This is a genomic window from Mucilaginibacter sp. P1_D10, assembly GCF_056406215.1.
The window spans coordinates 230,820-248,972 of the sequence record NZ_JBFUAP010000006.1 but is presented as its reverse complement, the minus strand read 5'-3'; the positions used below and the strand labels follow the sequence as shown (position 1 = coordinate 248,972).

Annotated in this window: 17 protein-coding genes; 12 read left to right on the top strand and 5 right to left on the bottom strand. The window is 47.2% G+C overall.

What is annotated here, in order from left to right; all coding sequences use genetic code 11:
- The first annotated feature begins 410 nt into the window (after window positions 1–410).
- The 5 genes from AC1DYT_RS11670 (at window position 411) to rodA (ending at window position 6,150) form a co-directional block, all read left to right on the top strand.
- The gene (locus AC1DYT_RS11670; RefSeq protein ID WP_067054626.1) at window positions 411–1,433 is read left to right on the top strand and encodes a rod shape-determining protein; all 1,023 of its coding nucleotides are present in this window, start codon (window positions 411–413) and stop codon (window positions 1,431–1,433) included.
- Window positions 1,434–1,526: 93 nt separating this feature from the next.
- A complete protein-coding gene (mreC, locus tag AC1DYT_RS11665) occupies window positions 1,527–2,360 on the top strand; it encodes a rod shape-determining protein MreC (protein WP_477469781.1) in 834 nt (277 codons plus the stop codon).
- Window positions 2,353–2,868, top strand: coding sequence for a rod shape-determining protein MreD (locus AC1DYT_RS11660; RefSeq protein WP_477458448.1), 516 nt, complete (start codon window positions 2,353–2,355; stop codon window positions 2,866–2,868). Before mreC ends, AC1DYT_RS11660 begins: the two co-directional genes overlap by 8 nt.
- Window positions 2,868–4,880 (top strand): penicillin-binding protein 2, encoded by a 2,013-nt coding sequence (gene mrdA / locus AC1DYT_RS11655; protein WP_477469780.1) that lies wholly within the window; start codon window positions 2,868–2,870, stop codon window positions 4,878–4,880. The genes AC1DYT_RS11660 and mrdA overlap by 1 nt, the downstream gene beginning before the upstream one ends.
- Complete coding sequence (rodA, locus tag AC1DYT_RS11650; protein ID WP_477469779.1) at window positions 4,873–6,150, top strand: rod shape-determining protein RodA; 1,278 nt, start codon at window positions 4,873–4,875, stop codon at window positions 6,148–6,150. Before mrdA ends, rodA begins: the two co-directional genes overlap by 8 nt.
- Window positions 6,151–6,161: 11 nt before the next feature.
- Here rodA and AC1DYT_RS11645 read toward each other — a convergent pair whose 3' ends face one another.
- A complete protein-coding gene (locus tag AC1DYT_RS11645) occupies window positions 6,162–7,346 on the bottom strand; it encodes a hypothetical protein (protein WP_477469778.1) in 1,185 nt (394 codons plus the stop codon).
- Between the two features lie 77 nt (window positions 7,347–7,423).
- On the opposite strand from AC1DYT_RS11645, the gene AC1DYT_RS11640 reads away from it, so the two are divergent.
- Both AC1DYT_RS11640 and AC1DYT_RS11635 read left to right on the top strand, forming a co-directional pair.
- Window positions 7,424–8,008: a thymidine kinase gene (locus AC1DYT_RS11640; RefSeq protein WP_477469777.1), complete on the top strand. Its 585-nt coding sequence runs from the start codon at window positions 7,424–7,426 to the stop codon at window positions 8,006–8,008.
- A 300-nt stretch (window positions 8,009–8,308) separates the two neighbouring features.
- The gene (locus AC1DYT_RS11635) at window positions 8,309–8,674 is read left to right on the top strand and encodes a response regulator (RefSeq protein WP_477469776.1); all 366 of its coding nucleotides are present in this window, start codon (window positions 8,309–8,311) and stop codon (window positions 8,672–8,674) included.
- 68 nt (window positions 8,675–8,742) lie between these two features.
- Here the strand turns inward: AC1DYT_RS11635 and AC1DYT_RS11630 are convergent, their stop codons facing one another.
- The 3 genes from AC1DYT_RS11630 to AC1DYT_RS11620 all read right to left on the bottom strand — a co-directional run bounded on the left by AC1DYT_RS11630 (window position 8,743) and on the right by AC1DYT_RS11620 (window position 11,940).
- The gene (locus tag AC1DYT_RS11630; RefSeq protein ID WP_477469775.1) at window positions 8,743–8,961 is read right to left on the bottom strand and encodes a hypothetical protein; all 219 of its coding nucleotides are present in this window, start codon (window positions 8,959–8,961) and stop codon (window positions 8,743–8,745) included.
- 141 nt (window positions 8,962–9,102) lie between these two features.
- Window positions 9,103–11,280 (bottom strand): TonB-dependent receptor family protein, encoded by a 2,178-nt coding sequence (locus AC1DYT_RS11625; protein ID WP_477469774.1) that lies wholly within the window; start codon window positions 11,278–11,280, stop codon window positions 9,103–9,105.
- A 105-nt stretch (window positions 11,281–11,385) separates the two neighbouring features.
- Window positions 11,386–11,940: a hypothetical protein gene (locus tag AC1DYT_RS11620; RefSeq protein ID WP_477469773.1), complete on the bottom strand. Its 555-nt coding sequence runs from the start codon at window positions 11,938–11,940 to the stop codon at window positions 11,386–11,388.
- Between the two features lie 177 nt (window positions 11,941–12,117).
- On the opposite strand from AC1DYT_RS11620, the gene AC1DYT_RS11615 reads away from it, so the two are divergent.
- From AC1DYT_RS11615 to AC1DYT_RS11595, 5 genes are all read left to right on the top strand, one after another.
- Complete coding sequence (locus tag AC1DYT_RS11615) at window positions 12,118–13,536, top strand: alkaline phosphatase family protein (RefSeq protein WP_477469772.1); 1,419 nt, start codon at window positions 12,118–12,120, stop codon at window positions 13,534–13,536.
- A gap of 29 nt (window positions 13,537–13,565) precedes the next feature.
- A complete protein-coding gene (locus tag AC1DYT_RS11610; protein ID WP_477469771.1) occupies window positions 13,566–14,648 on the top strand; it encodes a lysylphosphatidylglycerol synthase transmembrane domain-containing protein in 1,083 nt (360 codons plus the stop codon).
- 367 nt (window positions 14,649–15,015) lie between these two features.
- Window positions 15,016–15,342, top strand: coding sequence for a hypothetical protein (locus AC1DYT_RS11605; RefSeq protein WP_477458459.1), 327 nt, complete (start codon window positions 15,016–15,018; stop codon window positions 15,340–15,342).
- A gap of 75 nt (window positions 15,343–15,417) precedes the next feature.
- Window positions 15,418–15,636: a hypothetical protein gene (locus AC1DYT_RS11600; protein ID WP_477469770.1), complete on the top strand. Its 219-nt coding sequence runs from the start codon at window positions 15,418–15,420 to the stop codon at window positions 15,634–15,636.
- Window positions 15,637–15,748: 112 nt separating this feature from the next.
- Window positions 15,749–16,435, top strand: coding sequence for a response regulator transcription factor (locus AC1DYT_RS11595; RefSeq protein WP_477469769.1), 687 nt, complete (start codon window positions 15,749–15,751; stop codon window positions 16,433–16,435).
- A 260-nt stretch (window positions 16,436–16,695) separates the two neighbouring features.
- On the opposite strand, the gene AC1DYT_RS11590 is transcribed toward AC1DYT_RS11595, so the two are convergent.
- On the bottom strand, window positions 16,696–17,949 hold the full coding sequence (locus tag AC1DYT_RS11590) for an alpha/beta hydrolase-fold protein (protein WP_477469768.1): 1,254 nt from the start codon (window positions 17,947–17,949) through the stop codon (window positions 16,696–16,698).
- Window positions 17,950–18,153: the final 204 nt, after the last annotated feature.

Genomic DNA, 18,153 nt, shown 5'->3' with positions numbered 1-18,153 from the left:
GTGGTGAGTGGTGAGTTGAGAATGGTGAGTGGTTGTAAAATGGTGCACTCGCGTTAGGGGTAGAAGCGGATACCGGCCTGTGGCTAATGCCCGTGCAGTATGAGCGGATAACCCGGGCCGAAGGCAACGCCATAAGCATCTCCTAAAATATAACCGGAATAAAATTTATAACACAAATCATACGATTAACGCCAGTTCCACAGAAAAGAACGGGTACAATACGATAAATAAAACCGAACTTACACGAAGGTTTTAACGAATAAAAATCGACACAAGGGCACGAATTATACAAATCGGGAGTTATTAACTATTAATTAGTTTTAATTCGTGAAATTCGTACCCTCTACGCATTTTCGTAACAAATCGTGTTCATTATTATTAACTTTGCAAAATATTTGAAATAACGCCACATGGGTTTATTTAATTTTTTCACACAAGAAATCGCCATAGATTTGGGTACTGCCAATACCCTCATTATACATAATGATAAAGTAGTTGTTGATGAGCCATCGATAGTTGCTTTCGACCGCACAACTAATAAGGTTATTGCCATTGGCCGCCAGGCCATGCAAATGGAGGGTAAAACCCACGATAACATCCGCACCGTGCGCCCGCTTAAAGATGGTGTAATTGCCGACTTTAACGCCGCCGAACTGATGATACGAGGGATGATAAAAATGATAAACCAGGGCAAGGGATGGTTCTTCCCATCGCTGCGTATGGTTATCTGTATCCCATCGGGCATTACCGAAGTTGAGAAACGCGCGGTGCGCGATAGCGCCGAAATTGCAGGCGCTAAAGAAGTGTACCTGATATACGAACCAATGGCAGCTGCCGTAGGTATCGGTATCGACGTAGAAGAGCCGATGGGTAACATGATCATCGATATTGGTGGCGGTACTACCGAGATTGCCGTTATCGCCCTATCGGGTATTGTTTGCGATCAGAGTATCCGCGTAGCGGGTGACAACTTCGATTCCGACATCGTACAGTACATCCGCCGCCAGCACAATATCATGATTGGCGACCGTACTGCCGAGAAGATAAAAATAGAGGTAGGCGCCGCATTGCCGGAACTTTCCGAACCACCTGCAGATTTCGCTGTACAGGGTCGTGACCTGATGACTGGCGTGCCTAAGCAAATCACGGTATCGTACACCGAGATTGCGCATTGCCTGGATAAATCTATCTCCAAGATAGAAGAAGCGATACTGAAAGCCCTGGAGATAACTCCACCCGAACTTTCGGCGGATATTTACCAAACCGGTATTTACTTAACAGGAGGTGGCGCATTGCTACGCGGCTTAGACAAACGCGTAGCCGCAAAAACCAAACTGCCCGTACACGTTGCCGAAGACCCGCTGCGCGCAGTAGTGCGCGGTACCGGCACCGCCCTTAAAAATATCGGTAACTTTAAGTTTTTAATGCAATAATTTTAGATGTGAGATATGAGATTCGAGATATGAGAAAGCGCAGTTTTCCTAATCTCACATCTCATATCTCACATCTCATATCTAATCTCCCCAATGCGTAACCTCCTGATATTTATCACTAAGTACAACGCATTCTTTTTGTTCCTCATTTTTTTTGTATCATCGCTGGTTATCTACATCAAATACAACTCCTTTCAAAAGGCGAGTTTTATCAACAGCACCAATAAGGTTACCAGCGAGTTTTATACCCATGCCGACGAGTTGAAAGGCTACCTTTCTTTACGCCAGGTGAACGACCAATTGGCCCGTGAGAACGCTGAACTTCGCAACCAACTACGCTCTTCTAAATACGCCGATTCGGTTGCCAAACATGTGGTGAACGATACCATTTACAAGCAACAATACGAGTATATAGAGGCCAAGGTTATCAACAACTCGGTAAACAAGCGTAATAACTACTTAACTATAAACCGTGGCAGCAAAGATGGCATTGGTAAGGGCATGGGCGTAATAACGGGCGCGGGGATAGTGGGCAAAGTGGTGCTGGTAGGCGAGCATGTTTCCATAGTGCAATCGCTGTTGCATAAAGATTCGCGCTTTAGCGTAATGCTGGCTACACATAAAGAAATTGGCTACCTGCAATGGGGCGAGGACTTTGACCCGCACAAAGCCCTGCTGGAAGATGTATCGAATAACGCATCGCCCAAGGTAGGCGAGCAGGTGGTAACTTCGCAGCTATCGCTTTTCCCGGCTGGGATACCTGTAGGGAAAGTAAGCGGCCTCAACGCTAAGGGCACCGGCTATTTCCTGAAGATGGAAGTGGCGTTGGCGGTAGACTTCAGCAAGTTGGAATATGTGTATGTAGTAAACAACAAGTTTGCCACCGAACAGATGGGATTGGAGGCCCAGGAGAAGAAAGATGAGTAGGGTAATCCTGATAAGCCTGGTGCGTTTCGTGCTGCTGATATTCCTGCAGGTGTTCCTGCTAAAGAATATCGCACTTTACGATTTGAGCATCCCGTATCTGTATATACTTTTTATACTGCTGCTGCCTTTCGAGATACCCAACGTGCTATTGTTTATCCTGTCGTTTGCGGTGGGGCTGACTATCGACATGTTTTACGATACACCGGGGCTGCATGCCGCGGCCTGTACGGTGCTTGCCCTGGTACGTGTGTTGTTCATCAGCATAACGGTGCAGAAGGATGGTTTCGATAACGAGCCCGAGCCAACACTCAGCATTATGGGTTTCCGCTGGTTTTTCTTCTACGCCTCGGTGCTTACGCTGGTGCATCACTTCGTGCTGTTCAACCTTGAAGTTTTTAGGATAAATGAATTCGAGTACACACTAATACGCTGGGTATCGAGTTCAATATTTACCGTATTTTTAATGATCGTTTCGGGCTTGTTATTTTTTAGGAGAAAACAGCGTTAATGAACAGTTTTTTTGAGCGGCGGTACATAATCGCCGGTATTTTCATCGCCTTTATTTTGCTATTACTGGGCCGCTTGTTTTACATACAGGTGGTGGATGACCGCTATGCCCTTTACGCCAGCCAGAACGTAATCCGCAAGATGATACAGTATCCTGCCCGTGGCCCCATCCTGGATAGGAACGGCAAGATAATGGTGCAAAGCGATATCATCTACGATATTATGGTGATACCGAAGCAGGTAACACCGTTTGATACCATAGAATTCTGCAAACTGCTGGGCATAGATAAGGAAGGCTACGATAAACGCATGGCCAAGGCCCGCAAGTACTCGCCCTACCGCGCCTCGGTTTTCGAGAAACAATTGTCGCCGCAGTTGTATGCCACTTTTCAGGAACGCCTTTCGGAGTTCGTGGGTTTCTTCCCGCAGCAACGACCCGTGCGTTCCTACCCCGATTCTGCCGCTGCGCAGTTTTTGGGCTATATTGGCGAAGTTACCGACCCGATTATCAAACGCTCGGGCGGGTATTATAGTCCGGGCGACTATATCGGCATCAGCGGTGTAGAAAGATCTTACGAAACGGTGTTGCGCGGGCAGCGTGGCGTGCTCAATAAGATGGTAGATTCGCGCAACCAACCCAAAGGCTCCTATGCCAACGGCGCGTTCGATACCGTGGCAGTAGCGGGAGAAAAGTTGGTATCGTCATTAGATATGACCATACAGAAGCTTGGCGAGGCCCTGATGCGCAATAAAGTGGGCAGCATAGTTGCCATAGAGCCCTCTACCGGAGAAATACTTGCCTTTGTTAGCACCCCTACTTACGACCCAAACCTGCTGGTAGGGCGAGAGCGCGGCAACAACGCGGCCAAATTATATAAAGACCCTTACAAGCCCTTCTTTATCCGGCCGGTGCAGGCAACGTACCCGCCTGGTTCATCGTTTAAACCGTTGAGCGCTTTGATAGCTATGCAGGAAGGTATGATAACGCCGCAAACGGTTTATGTATGCCGTGGCTATTATCAATCAGGTAATCGCCGCATTAAGTGTTTTCATAACGAGGTGCATGGTGCGGTAAACCTGTCGCAGGCTATTGCACATTCATGCAACGGGTATTTCGATATGGTGTTCGAGAAGCTGGTTAACCGCTTTGGGGCACGCAATGTTGATACGGGCTATAGCGCCTGGCGAAACAATGTGGCCAAATTTGGCCTCGGCAGCCGGCTTGATCTTGATTTGCCCGGCGAAAGCAGGGGCCTTTTACCCAAAGCCGCTTTTTACGACAAGCTTTACAGCAAAGGCGGCTGGCGCTCCAGTACGGTAATTTCCCTTGGGATTGGGCAGGGCGAGCTTGCGGCAACGCCATTGCAGCTTGCCAATATTGAGGCCATTATTGCCAACCGTGGCTTCTATTATAAGCCGCATTTAATCAAAGCCATCGGCGATAAGCGAATTATTAAGAAGGAATATACCTTGCGCAATTACGTAGGGGTAGATTCGGCCTATTTCCATCCCGCTATCGATGGCATGCAGCAGGTGGTAGATGTGGGTACCGCTTATGGCTCAAAAATACCCGGTATTATCATGTGCGGTAAAACAGGTACGGCCGAGGTTAAAAACCGGGGGGATAATTCGGTATTCGTAGCGTTCGCGCCGCGCGATAACCCTAAAATTGCCATTGCGGTGATTGTAGAGAACTCCGGCCAGGGGGCAACCTGGGCCGCGCCGATAGCCAGCTTTATTGTAGAGAAATATTTAACCGGTAGTATATCCAAACGCGCATCGGGTATTACGCCTGAGTATTATATGAATGCCAACTTGTTGCCGGTAATTGTACCCACGGCTGCCGACAAACGAAAACAGCACCTGGATAGCCTTAAAAAAGCCCAGGTGGATTCATTGGCGAAACTTAAATTGAAGGCGGCTGCAAACCAGCCGGCACCAGGTACGCCCGCGGGCAAGCAACCCTTAAGTAAACCCACGGCTATGCTGCCAAAACGTAAGGACGATGAATAACAACAATCAGCGCAGTAGCTTTTTTTCTAATGTAGACTGGCTAACAGTGTTCCTGTTCATCACCCTGTGCATTATTGGCTGGTTCAACATACGGGCAGCAGTGTTTGATGAGAACAACTCCAGCTTCATCGATACCGATACCCGCTATGGCAAGCAGTTCATCTACATAGCCGTAGCTATGGTACTGGGTATGCTGATTTTGCTGCTGGAGAGCCGTTTCTTATCTGCCCTGGCGCCATTCTTTTATGTGACTACGGTATTGATGCTATTGCTGGTGCTGTTAGTGGGCCATAACGTGGGCGGTAACCAGGCCTGGATAGATATGGGCGGCGGCTTTAGGCTACAGCCCTCGGAGTTTGCTAAATTTGCCACCTGTTTGCTGCTGGCGCGATACCTAAGCGCCACCAACGTAAAGGTAACCGACCCTAAGAGTTTCCTGATAGCAGGGAGCATTATTCTGCTCCCCATGGTGCTTATTAAGCTGCAGCCCGATGACGGCTCCACGCTGGTATTCTGTTCGCTGATATTCGTTTTATACCGCGAGGGGCTGTCGCCGTATTTCCTGATAGTTGTAGGCCTGCTTATTACGCTCTTCATTACCTCCTTGCTGTTCCCCAGCGGTTATGTGGTTGCGGTTATCATTATCGCAACTGTGCTTATTTCGTTATCAATCAAAAGAAACAGGCCGCTTATATTCAAAGTTATCATTGGGGCCGCCATCAGCATAGGTTTCGTATTCGGCGTAAAGCCCTTGTACGAGCATGGTTTAAAGCCGCATCAGCGCAAGCGTATAGATGTGGTATTGGGCCTCACCAGGGATATCAAAGGGGTTGGATACAACCAGAATCAGGCAAAAATAGCCATCGGTTCCGGCGGGGCCTGGGGTAAGGGATACTTGCAGGGTACGCAAACCAAGTACGCGTTTGTGCCGGAGCAAAGCACCGATTTTATTTTCTGCACCATAGGGGAGGAGTGGGGGTTTGCTGGCTCGGTAGTGGTGTTGGGCTTGTACCTGTTTTTGTTGCTGCGCATCGTGCTCATTGCCGAGCGGCAGCGTGCACCGTTCTCCCGTATTTATGGGTATGGCGTGGCCTCTATTATCTTCTTCCACGTGCTCATCAATATAGCCATGGCCATAGGCGTGATGCCGGTAATAGGTATCCCTCTGCCTTTTATCAGCTACGGAGGCTCTTCATTGCTTAGCTTCACCATCCTGCTGTTTATTTTGCTGAAGCTGGATAGTAACCGTATGGGGGTTATCCACGGATAGGGGGCGGTTATTTACGCGTAGCGCCTCCTCAGCAAGGCATAAAACTTATCTGAGGTTTCTTTTTTGCCTTCCCAGTTGTTTTTGGTTACGTAGTTGTTCTGCAAAAAGCGGTCGGCTTCCTCAAAGCTGCTGAAACGGTTTACAATTTCTATCGCTTCGGTATAAGCTAAATTGTAGCCTTTGAACAGGTCCTTCACAAATAGCAGCTTGTCGTTGAGCGTAATGGCAGATTTGATATCTGCCAATGGCTCTAAAGTTTCTACAGGCTCCTGTTTAACTTCCTTCTTCTGCGCCGATAGGCGCTGATTAAGGGTAAGCACCGGCTCTGCTTCTTTTTCTTCTTCCCCGGCTTTTTTGCCTTTGGTTTTTGGCATCAGGTTCTCTACCTGTATATCCTCCATGCTTTCGGCTAATGCCTTTTTGCCGTTTTTCTTCGGCTCGTCAAACAGGGTTGGTTCAGGTTCCGGAATTTCTTCCTCTGCTGTTTCCTCAATTACAGGTTCAGGCTCAACAATTTCTGCAACAGAAGCTGGAATTTCTTCGATTTCCGGCTCCGGTTCAACTTCTTCTTCAACCACCACCGGCTCTTCTTCAGCCACCTCAATTGCTTCTTCTCCGGCCTCCGGGTTGTCGGCTTCAGGCTCTTCTTCTATCTCCGCAATCGGCGTCAGCAGAAGCTCGTCCTGGCTCTGGCCTTCTTCTTCGTCCTCAAAATTATCGGCTTCATCAAGCAGCAGTTCATGGCGGATGGTTTCGGGTTCTTCCTCCACTTCCGGGCTATCGGCAGGAGCATCGACGCTCTGGTCTATAACAGGCTCTGGTTCTTCAAAAGGCTCGGGCTGCTCAAATTGTAGTTCATCTTCTTCGGGCCGCACTATCTCAAACCGGATGCTATCGTTAGTAACAGGTTTGGGTGTATCCGGCATGAAAGGCACAGTGGTGTTTTTTGCGGGCTGCACCATCGGCTCGAACCATTTAGGCTCGTCCTTAATACTGGTTTTGGCCGCTGGCTGGCTTTTTATGGCGTTCAGCTTGCGCAGTATTTCGGCATGGTCCTTTAAAAAATGGGTGTTGGCAACAAAAAGCTCAAGCTCCAGGTCGTTCAGATCATCTACCGTAGTTTGCAGATACTCATACTGTTCGTTCAGTTCTTGTATAATTACGCCTATCTTTTTAAATACTTCCTGTTGCTTCATAGCTATTATGTTAGGAAAAATGCCAATCAAAAATAGGATAAAATTCTGATATTAGCCCCTCACAAAAGTTTTGCGATTTGTACACAGAGGAAGTTTTCAGGCGGCGTAACGAGGTAGGCGGAAGCATAGAGGTAATTTGCGGGTCGATGTTTTCGGGTAAGACCGAAGAACTCATCAGGCGGGTAAACCGTGCGCGTATTGCCAAAGTGCAGGTGGAAATTTTTAGCCCCGTGGCCGATACCCGTTACGATAAAAGCGCCCTGGTATCACATAACCTCAACTCTATCCCCTCTAAAGCTGTCGACAATGCATCAGCCATATTGCCGCTTGCTGCGCATGTACAGGTGGTGGGTATTGATGAGGCCCAGTTTTTTGATGATGACCTGCCGCACGTGGTAAGCAAGCTGGCCAACAGCGGTGTAAGGGTAATTGTTGCCGGTTTAGATATGGATTTTAAGGGCCGCCCCTTTGGCTCGATGCCCGAACTGATGGCCATGGCCGAATCTGTAACCAAGCTGCACGCCGTCTGCGTAAAATGCGGCAGCCCCGCGCTGAACTCGTACCGCCTGGTGCCGGATGAGCGCCAGATACTGCTCGGCGAAAAAGAAAGTTACGAGCCACGCTGCCGCAACTGCTTTAATTTGGATGGCGTAGCCGGATAGCCAGTGGGCAGTTTGCGGTGGGCTGTTTACGGTTAGCATTGTTTTTTATAGGATGCGGTGGCTGATTATTTGTGGCCCATTAAATCAATTCTAAATTCCCGGAGGACATCATCAGCGGAATCAACGTAATCATTAAAACGGCGAAGCCCTATTGAGCGCATTGAAAACAATTAACCTGCGAAAAATCAACGGTCATTTTTTTTCCTTGTCGTAATAAACAAATTATGTGCCCTAGTGTTAATTGTACGAGGGCGTTGGATGCGCGCCTGCGAAATCAACATTATTTACAGGCTTAAGATTATGGCTAAGAAAGTTTTAGTTATTGAGGATGATAAGGATATAAGGGATGCCGTTACGCTTGCCCTGGAAGACGAAGGCTACGTGGTGATATCGTCCGACAATGCCAGGATACTGAAGCACCTGGGCGAACATGCCCCGGATATCATCCTGCTGGATAACTGGCTTACCGATTGGAGCAGCGATGCCAACGGCCAGCAAATAAGCAGGGGTTTAAAAACTGACCCCGCCACCAGCCATATTCCCGTAATCATCGTATCAGCCGTAAGCAATATCGCAGAAGTTGCCGAAGCCGGCCTGGCCGATGGCTACCTCAAAAAGCCATTCGATTTAACTGACCTGGTTGCGGTAGTGGAGAAATTTGCTTAGATCCCCGGCCCCTAGCACCTGAAGGGGGAACAGAAGTTAGAGGCATGTTTGATGTATTGCCCAAGAGATTAGTCATTCCACAATTCGGATGCTGGGATGCCTTTTAGTTTACCATCTTTGATTAACAAGGCTTCTTTATAAGCGGATTTTAGTAATTCCATTTCGTCTACGCTCAACCCCTTGTCAAAAGAGATAGATATTTCACCGCCTGCATTTTTTACAAGCGAGGTTATATCAGATATTGTATCCGAACTATCGTCTGGGATATTAATAGTTAGCGTTGTCATGATATTCTCTTAAAATCATAACAAATATCAGCGGAATTTAATTCATAGAAAAGCCCATCTGAAAAATTCAGATGGGCTTAAAAATGTCAAACTCCCCTTCTTCATAGGAGTCCTTCGGCCCGGGGACCGGGGGGCTCGCGCCTAAATCTTTATCCCTAACCCAATGTTAAACGACCTACCGTCGCCGGGGAGGATGCCGGGGCCGGGGTACATGTTTATCCTGCGGGTGAAGTATTTCTCGTTAAGCAGGTTGTTTACCTGGAAGTTTACGTGGTAATTCTTTAGGAAATTGTAATTGAAGCTCCAATCTACCAAACGGTAGGCCGGCACTACTCCGCTGGCGCCTGTTGCGTTGAAGGCGGTGTTATTGGCATCGCTAAAGTTTTTGCTCACGTAGCTGAACAATATGGTGCTGGTTACCGCGCCGCTCAGGAAGGTAAGGCCGGTGCGGTTGGTCCAGGTTGGGGTGCCTTCTATCTGATGACCCACCAGGCTATTGTTTACGCCCGAAACGTTGATAGAGCCTGTAACGTACCTGGCATGCGTGTAAGCCAGGGTGTTGAACAGCCTAATGTCCGTGCCCGATTGCGGGTTGAATCCACGTAGCGATGACACCTCGGTATAAACCTCGATGCCTTTAGATACCGCATTGCCTATGTTGGTTAAGTAGAGATGTTTTATATTGGTGTTATCCGTTAGTGTTAGGGTGCCGGCGCGGTTGTTATATTTTACGTAAAAGGCGTTCACATCAAATGTAAATACCTGTGTAATGCGGCCGCGGTAACCAAAATCAATATCGTAGCCGCGGCTATCCTTGATGTTCTTGTCCACCACGGTAAGCTGGTCGGCCGGCACTACTGCCGCGTATAGGTAAGGGCGGTAGGCTTGCGAAATGTTGCCGTATAGCTGGCTGCCGTTGCTCACCTGGTATTGCAGCCCCGCGCCAAACAGCGGGAAGTTACGGCTTTGGTGGAAATCAATAGGCGTGTTGCGGTTGTTCACCACACCACTTAAGTTAGATTTGATTACCTCTAACCTGGCCCCCGGCGTAAAAGAAAACCTTTTGGTGATGCGGAAAAGGTTCTCTACAAAGGCCGCGTAGTTATCGGTTTTCAGATGGGTATCTATGCCGTAATCTTTCACCAGGCTCAAATCAAAGTCAGATGCGGTTGTGCCTACGCCTTTTTGCAAGCGTTTGGTAAGGGTGTTAGAATAGCGTATGCCGGTGCTTAAGGTGCTGATGTGCCCGCCTAAAAGGTAACTGGTAGCCAGGCGCGCCTCGGTAGTGAAGCTTTTGTAATAGTCGCGGTCTACCTGGCGGGGGTTGTATGTTTTAAGGGTGGTGTTTACGGTATCGCTTACGTTTGGCGTGGCAATAAATTGTACGCTGTTGCGCTGGCCCGCAAGCATGTGCGAGGTAATCTCCAGTTTGGTGTGTTTGCTGAAGTTGTAGTTGAACAACAATGCCGGGATATTGATAACCGGATTGAAGAAGTTACGCGCACGGTTCGACTGGCGGCTGGTAACGGCAAACTGGGCGTCGGTTAAGCCGCCGGCAATCTGCTGCACATAATCTGACCGGGAGAACTCGAACGCCAGGCTGCCCTTGCTGTTGAACTGGTATTTAATGTGCGCATAAAACGCATGGTAATTGAACTTGGAATTGGGCCGCCATCCATCGCCGTTGCGGGCATCAAAATAAGCGTAATAGCTAATTTTGCCCACTTTACCGCCAATAGCATTGTAGGTGTTAAAGAAACGGGTAGCGCCAATGGTTTGTTCGCTCTCCAGCCCAAAGGTTTTGGTGGTATCCGGTTCTTTTATCTTAAAGTTAATCATCCCGCCAAACTGGTCTCCAAATTGCAGGGCTGCCGAGCCACGCACATACTGCACCTCGCCAATAGCCTGGAAAGGCATGTTGTAATGGTTTTCGGGGTAGCCGAACACATCTGAGTTTGTGTTGTATCCGTTTTGGCGGATGTTTGTTTCAATAGAGCGGTGCATATCGGTACCGCGGGTGCCTATGTTAAGCTGCAGGCCCGCGCCATCCATTTCCCAAACGTTGATGCCTGGTACCTGCGCAAACAGCGTACGCGCCACGTTGCCAGATAGGTTTGCTTTGCCTGGGTCGGCGTATATTACATTGGTTTTTTTGCCCGAGAAGAGGTAGGTGCCGCTTTGGTCGGGCAGGTTTTTGCTGCGGCCCTCTTTAATGATAACGCTATCGAGCTTTACGGTGTCTATAGCGGTTTTTTGTTGTGCCTGTGCTGCGCCGCTCACAAAAATAGCCAGCAGCAACATGATATATAAATGTTTCATTTACAATTTCTTGATAAAGTATTTGGATAAGTAAGATAACAGCAGCCACCTGCCGCAACATGGTGCGCAAGCGTGTTGATTATAGCTGCTTAAATTGAAGAGGATTTAAGCCAAATGCTCTGGCGGTTGGCCGTCTACAGTGATGAATGGATCAATTAAGCCGTTTTGTACAGGCTTAAGGGTTAAAGGTGCGATATCTTCAAACGATGTAAACCGATAGGTGAGCACCGGGAGGCTGTATTTGCCATCCAGGCCGCCTTTCTTTATGGAGGCATCGTGGTCTTTATCGCCCTGGGGGATATCGTTTATCTGCCTGGCGTAGATGATGTTCTTGCCTATCAGCTTGGTTTTTTCGTAGTTCTGTATCACCATCAGGTAAAGCGTATCGCGCGTTACTTTTAGTTTTACATAGTTGTAGCAGGCGTTTTTAAGCTGTACCTGCCCGTCTATGTTTTTATAATCGCCCCAGGTTTCGGTTATGCCGGGGAGGTGCTGGGCAACCTTTACTTCAATCAGTGCGTTGGGGTTGTACAGGTTTTGGCTGATGAGCTCGTTCATGCGTTTATCCGTGCGGTAAACCTGGTATTGCTGCATCAACATATATCCGCCCGCGTTGAACAGGTGGATGCTTATCAGCAATATGGCAATCAGTCGCTTCAATCAATAATGGTTCTAAACAACCGCAATTTTAACAAAAAATTAACAAAATGTAATAGTCATTTCCCGGTTACAATATTAATCCGGCGTTTTTCTGTTGTTAAATTAAATTACCTTTGCGGCAATTGACTGAAAACTACATTTAGTCAATTTTGATTGTTTTTAACATAATTGATTTTAATGCAAAGTAAAAAAAGAGTGCTGTTTTATCTGGTAGACGGCGCCCATAGCGAAGTACTCCCCGAGCTGTTAGCGCAGGGGATACTCCCGAATATAAAAAGGATAATAGACGAAGGCACCTACCGCAAAGCCACCACCTGTTTCCCAAGTACCACCGGCCCGGCTTACCTGCCGTTTTTAACCGGCCATTTCCCCGGCACGCAGGATATTACGGGTATCCGCTGGTTCGATAAAAAAGAATTCAAACGTACTCGCTGGAACAAGAATGCTATGCGCAGCTATTGCGGCCCGGAGGCAGCCTGGTTCAATACCGATATGCACCCGGATAAGCCCACGCTGTTCGAGTTGATGGGCGAATCGTACAATATGTACAACATGATAACCCGTAACGTGCCCGATGAATACGATCTGGGCAAAAAAGGCAAGGGCATGCTGTACACCAAGGCGCATTTTAAACAGATACATCACCCGGTTGATTTGCAGGGCCATGCCCGTATTATGGAGATGCTGGAAAGTGGCAAAGATTTCGATTTCCTGTTTGCGGTGTTCCCCAGCGTTGATTGGGATTCGCACTACCACCACATCCGCGATGAGCGCACTATAGAAGCTTATCGCATAGTAGATCGTAGCCTGGGCACCGTACGCGCCAAGCTGGAAAGCAAAGGCTGGTGGGACGATACCCTCTTTGTGATGACATCCGACCACGGGCTTACCCCAACTACTAAACACCTCGATCTGGGCGACTGGATGACCAACAACGGCCTTAAATCTGTTTACTACCCGGTTATCTGGAGACGCAAACCCAAATCGGCTGTAATGATTTCCGGCAACTCCTTCGGTAGCATACACCTGCTGGATCACGAGGGCGACCACGTGCTCCGCGAAGCCGAAATAGTAAAGATAATGGGCGGCGAACGTTTGGAGAAACTGATCAAAGAAGACGCTGTAGATTTTGCCATTTACCGTGGCAACGAGGAGCAGACTTTCATCACTCACAACCGCGAAGGCAAAGCTAAGATATCGGTTAAAGACGATGTGTTTACGTACGAGCCAATAACCGCAGATGTACTGAAGTACGGCGGCAAGGTTGAAGCGACGGGCCATCGCGCCATTCTGGAAGCCACCTTTGAAACAGATTACCCGGATGCTATTTTCCAAATATACCAGTTGTTCCAAAGCCGTAGGGCTGGGGATATCGTGATAAGCGCTACCGTGGGTTACGATCTGCGCGATTTTTGGGAATACCCCGAGCACGTGGGGTCGCATGGTTCACTGCATCGCCAGCACATCCACGTACCGATGATATATAACCAAAAAGGTTGGGACACCAAGCCGGCACGTACCGCCGATTTGTTCGATACCATCCTGAAATGGAAAGGCATCACCCCCGAAAAATCGGAAGGCGAACCATTATTTTAATATAAAAGAGAGAAAATTAGCATATACAAATGACCGAACAGGAAGCTATTAAGGAAGATAAACAAGAGATAAATAAGGTATTCAACAAAAACGTTATCATTAAAGGAGCCCTTTGGTTCGCACTGATAACGGTTATCACCATCGCTGGTATCTTTTTTTACAACAACACCGGCAATACCGTAAAGGCACTTCAGCATATCTCTTATAAATATATCGCCATTTGCTTTGTTATGCTGTTTGTAGATCTGCAATTGGGCAGCTGGCGAAACCATATCTATGTGCGTAAACTGGCCCCCGCCGTTTCGCATTGGGTGAGTTTCAGGGCAAACGTGGCCAATATGTTTATGGGCGCGGTTACCCCGGCCCATGGCGGCGCGGGCCCTGCCCAGATATTCGTGTACACCAGCAACGGTGTTACTTTTATTGATGCGTTTGCCATTAGCCTCATCAATATGGGTGCTACGCTGATATTTATGCCACTGGCAGGCTTTGTGGCCATAACACTGATGGATACCAGCAGCGTAAGCAGCTTCGTGCCGCAGATGCTTAAATTCGGTTTTACTTTTTTCCTGCTGTTTTTGATGGCCTTTATTCTGGCGTTCTGGAAACCGCTTTGGGTGGGTGCCATCATCAAAAAAATCGCCGCGGGCCTTTCTGCCATCTTCCCCAATCGGAAACAAAAATTAAGTGCCTGGGCAGAAAAATCATTTTTGAACATCAGCAAATACCAGGAAACCTGCAGCGTTATCATACGCAAGCACCCCTTTTTGTTCCCGCTTAGTTTGCTCATAACCACCTTGCTTTACCTCAATAAATATTGCCTGCAATGGGTGATTTTGATGGGCCTTGGTGTAAATGCTAACCTGGTGCAGGTGATCGCTTTCCAGGTGATTATCCAGTTCGGTATATACTTTGCGCCTAGCCCTGGGGGCAGCGGCTTTGCCGAGGTGTTGATATCCAAATTGTTCGGCACCATTATCCCGGCTACTTTGCTGCCCATTTTTACCCTGCTGCAACGCTCGTTCCTGCTGTTTTTTCCGGCTATGGTGGGGGCTTACGTGGTAATCAATTTACTGCGGAAGCAAACGATGAAGAAGGCGGCATCCTCATAGGCGATAATGGTGCCATCTATACCACCTGGCAGCGCAAAGGCGGCATCTACTATGCTCAGCCTGGCCGCCCCGAAACTTTTATTGCTAAAGGCCGCACCTGCGATATCTCCGGCCCGGACGATAATCTGGTGTTAACCTATCAAAATAATGATACCGTTAAGATGGTATCCCTGAAAACGAAAAAGACTACCGCCATTGATAAAGGGGCGTTTCTGCAAACTGCTGTGCTGGCCCGTAATAAAACGCTTTGTGTTTGGGAGCAGGGGAGTATGATTAAGTGCAAGATGATGTAACAGCTTAATGTCTTGAGATTACAGATTCGTCGAAAAAACTCTGAAAGTTGTGTTGATATTGTATATTTAAAGGAATGTGGATTGAAACAATTGTTGTAATAATATTGATAACAGGCGGTATCTACTTCGGTTTTTTCAAAACCGGGGAATATGTAATTAAAAATCCTATAAATGCAGTAGGCACCGTTATCGGAGTAGAAAAAACACCAATAACTCAAGGCATGGGCTCAAGTGCGGAGCGCGTTTGTAAGATAACCTTACAAATAGAGGAAGAATCGGGATCAAGAAACATAGTAATTAAGCAGCCGTTTAAACAGTATGCACGACCGGAGCCCGGTGATATAGTAAACATTATTTTCGATGCCGATAATAAGGACTATGCCACTATCGTAGTTGATTAATCATTTCATAGACGCTGTTTATGCAGGGCGCTCAGTAGAGTATCTTGCGCTAGTTTTATAGAAAACTTGCATAGCATGGACTGGACAAAAATCATCATCGGCGCAATCGGTTTGGCGGCTTCTGTTTTTGGCTTGGTTATGCTCATCAAAGCCACCAGGCGCGCAAGGTGGAAGAATTATAGTGCCGATTACATGTCTGGTTATGGCATACGGTTTCGCTGGTGGATATTGTTGCCCTTGTTTATCATCCTCTTATCGATGGCATACCTGATCGAGGGCCTTCAAGGGCTTTAGAAATACCGGCTTGCCCGTCTTATTTTTAAAAAAATTCTCCTAAAGGTTAAATGGCTCCTATATAATTTGTGTGTTATACCTTATATTTATCTTTTTACAAGGTACCACGTAAATGCCAGCCATTAACCCCAAACTGCCCGATCATCTTAAAGCCAAAATCGAAGAACACATACCCACGTTTGAACAACTGCCGGGCGTAGTCATCATTCATGATATGGTGGATGGATCGGTGGCTTATTTATCGTCAAGAGGACTTGCCCTGCTGAACACTACTATGGAGGAAATAGCAACTATACCGGTGGAGGAGTATCACCGCAGGCATTTTAATGACGAGGATGCCAAGGATTACGCCCCCAAGTTATTCGATTTAATGAGCCGCAACAGTGATGATGAGATGGTAACATTTTTTCAGCAGGTGCGTTTTGCCGGGAGCGATAACTGGAACTGGCACCTATCCAGTTTAAAGATTTTTAGTCGCGATGATAATGGCAAGCCCCGTTTGCTGATAAGCCTGGCACTACCAATAGATGCCATGCACCATATGACGACTAAGGCCGAACGGCTATTGCAGGAGAATAATTTCCTGCGCAAGAATTTCAAGATCTTCAGCCGGCTTACCCCTCGCGAAAAAGAGGTGCTGCGCTTAACCGCGTTAGGGAAAAGTGCTGCGGAAGTAGCCGCTGAGCTTTTTATTGCCGAAACCACTGCCGAAACTCACCGCCGCAATATCAAAGCCAAATTGCAGGTAAACACCTATTTCGAACTCTCGGAATACGCCCGCGCCTTTGATTTGATATAGTTACAGATGCTGTCTTCCTGGCCTGATTAAATACCTACTTGTAAGTATTGCAGGGCCTGGCCGCAGGCTTTACTTTTAAACGTATTTGCAAAGGTACTGTTGCATAAAGGAACTAGTACCTAAACCCTATCACATTAAAATCGAATTGCTGTTTTAGTAGCGCGGGTGATGCAGTAGCACCTCTCGGTCATTGGCCGAAGTGTTAAACTCCGGCCAATGAAACAGCGATGAGGTACTTGAACTCCTTAATTCCCGTCGCGTTATTTTTTACCCTCGCTTAATAGCTTATCCAACTTGTCCTTTGTTTCGGGTATAGCTTTCAGAGATAAAGCTTTTTTGAAACTTTTGATCGCTTTTATTTTATCACCGGTTGCAAGATATAAATCGCCCAGGGAATCATAGCAATTGGCGCTTTCAGGATTGTTGGCAATATTGAGTTCGAATAAAGTTTCTGCCTTTTTATACTGTTTAGCATTCAACATTTGGTATCCAAGGCTATTAACCTGGTTCTCGCCCGGTTTAACCGTGTATCCCATTTGTTCAGAAACGTTTTTGTAATGCGCTACCAATACCGAATCTATCTTAAAATTGGGATTTTTCAACTCGCTTTGGTAAATTCTCAACTTGTAAAAATCAAAGATGAACCGTAAGGCGTCGTACTCTCCAATTAACCTTACCGATGGGTGATCGTCGTTCTCGTAATACTTGTATTTGAAACGTAACTGGTTCTTTTTGTTTTTATTAAGGTCTTTAATCAATTCTAAATTGCTGCGGATAAGCGCCGTGGACCCGCTGGTATCTTTTTGGACGCTAAGTGTATCCACGCCTTTTTCCAGGCGATTAGCTATGGCCATAAACAGCGTTTTGCTTTTATAATTTTGAGCGGCCAAAATGGTTTTTGCGTCTCTAACAGGTTTTTGATGGTCCCACCATAAGGATGCTTCGAGCGAAACATAGGAATTAAACAGCTCCGGTTTATGCAGTAAGGTGTTCATAACCGTTAAGCCGCCAAGCGAATGGCCAATAATTGTTTTATAAGTTGTGGTAGGGTAGCTGGCGTCGATATACGGGATAAGTTCTTTCTCTATAAAGGCCATGAATTTTTCGCCGTTGCCAACCACACCGGGTAGTTCTTTATCGGTACCGATGGTTAGTTCGCTAAGCCTGTCTGCCTGCACAATGCCAACCACAATCATTGGCGGGCAGAGGCTCGATTCGGCCATATGCTCGGTAATACTCACAACGGTATTGAAGTTTTCGCTGCCATCGAGCAAATAAATAACCGGGTAGTGGCCGCGGTCTTTAATTTTATTACCGCCGTTGCTTGTAGGGATATGTATCCAGATTTTACGTTGCTGGCCTAGTATTTTCGAAGGGATAGTTTCCTCAAAGCCGGTAGTAAAGGGGCTGTTTTCCTGCGCATAGCCGCAAATAGTAATTAAGAGTAAGATGATACCGCATAAAAAAGATTTAGTAAGGTTTTGTGGGTTAAAGCCGGGTAGATGGTACTTCATGAAGGGGGATTTATGTATGTAATATACAGACGCTGGGTATATCGATTATGTTACAGGATACGCCACGAGGTATGGAATTAAAGATTATGTCTAGCGGGGACGGCAGACTAATAGTTAAGCCAATTAGCCAGTACCGGCGTGCAGGTAGCTATGCTGGCAAATTGAAATACCAGCGCGTACAGTGGTGTGGGCGGAAAAAAAACA

What these genes read in the sequence shown, in the direction of transcription:
- AC1DYT_RS11670 (WP_067054626.1), top strand. Translation starts at nt 411, where the DNA reads ATGGGTTTATTTAATTTTTTCACACAAGAAATCGCCATAGATTTGGGT.
- mreC (WP_477469781.1), top strand. Translation starts at nt 1,527, where the DNA reads ATGCGTAACCTCCTGATATTTATCACTAAGTACAACGCATTCTTTTTG.
- AC1DYT_RS11660 (WP_477458448.1), top strand. Translation starts at nt 2,353, where the DNA reads ATGAGTAGGGTAATCCTGATAAGCCTGGTGCGTTTCGTGCTGCTGATA.
- mrdA (WP_477469780.1), top strand. Translation starts at nt 2,868, where the DNA reads ATGAACAGTTTTTTTGAGCGGCGGTACATAATCGCCGGTATTTTCATC.
- rodA (WP_477469779.1), top strand. Translation starts at nt 4,873, where the DNA reads ATGAATAACAACAATCAGCGCAGTAGCTTTTTTTCTAATGTAGACTGG.
- AC1DYT_RS11645 (WP_477469778.1), bottom strand. Translation starts at nt 7,346, where the DNA reads ATGAAGCAACAGGAAGTATTTAAAAAGATAGGCGTAATTATACAAGAA.
- AC1DYT_RS11635 (WP_477469776.1), top strand. Translation starts at nt 8,309, where the DNA reads ATGGCTAAGAAAGTTTTAGTTATTGAGGATGATAAGGATATAAGGGAT.
- AC1DYT_RS11630 (WP_477469775.1), bottom strand. Translation starts at nt 8,961, where the DNA reads ATGACAACGCTAACTATTAATATCCCAGACGATAGTTCGGATACAATA.
- AC1DYT_RS11625 (WP_477469774.1), bottom strand. Translation starts at nt 11,280, where the DNA reads ATGAAACATTTATATATCATGTTGCTGCTGGCTATTTTTGTGAGCGGC.
- AC1DYT_RS11615 (WP_477469772.1), top strand. Translation starts at nt 12,118, where the DNA reads ATGCAAAGTAAAAAAAGAGTGCTGTTTTATCTGGTAGACGGCGCCCAT.
- AC1DYT_RS11610 (WP_477469771.1), top strand. Translation starts at nt 13,566, where the DNA reads ATGACCGAACAGGAAGCTATTAAGGAAGATAAACAAGAGATAAATAAG.
- AC1DYT_RS11605 (WP_477458459.1), top strand. Translation starts at nt 15,016, where the DNA reads ATGTGGATTGAAACAATTGTTGTAATAATATTGATAACAGGCGGTATC.
- AC1DYT_RS11600 (WP_477469770.1), top strand. Translation starts at nt 15,418, where the DNA reads ATGGACTGGACAAAAATCATCATCGGCGCAATCGGTTTGGCGGCTTCT.
- AC1DYT_RS11595 (WP_477469769.1), top strand. Translation starts at nt 15,749, where the DNA reads ATGCCAGCCATTAACCCCAAACTGCCCGATCATCTTAAAGCCAAAATC.
- AC1DYT_RS11590 (WP_477469768.1), bottom strand. Translation starts at nt 17,949, where the DNA reads ATGAAGTACCATCTACCCGGCTTTAACCCACAAAACCTTACTAAATCT.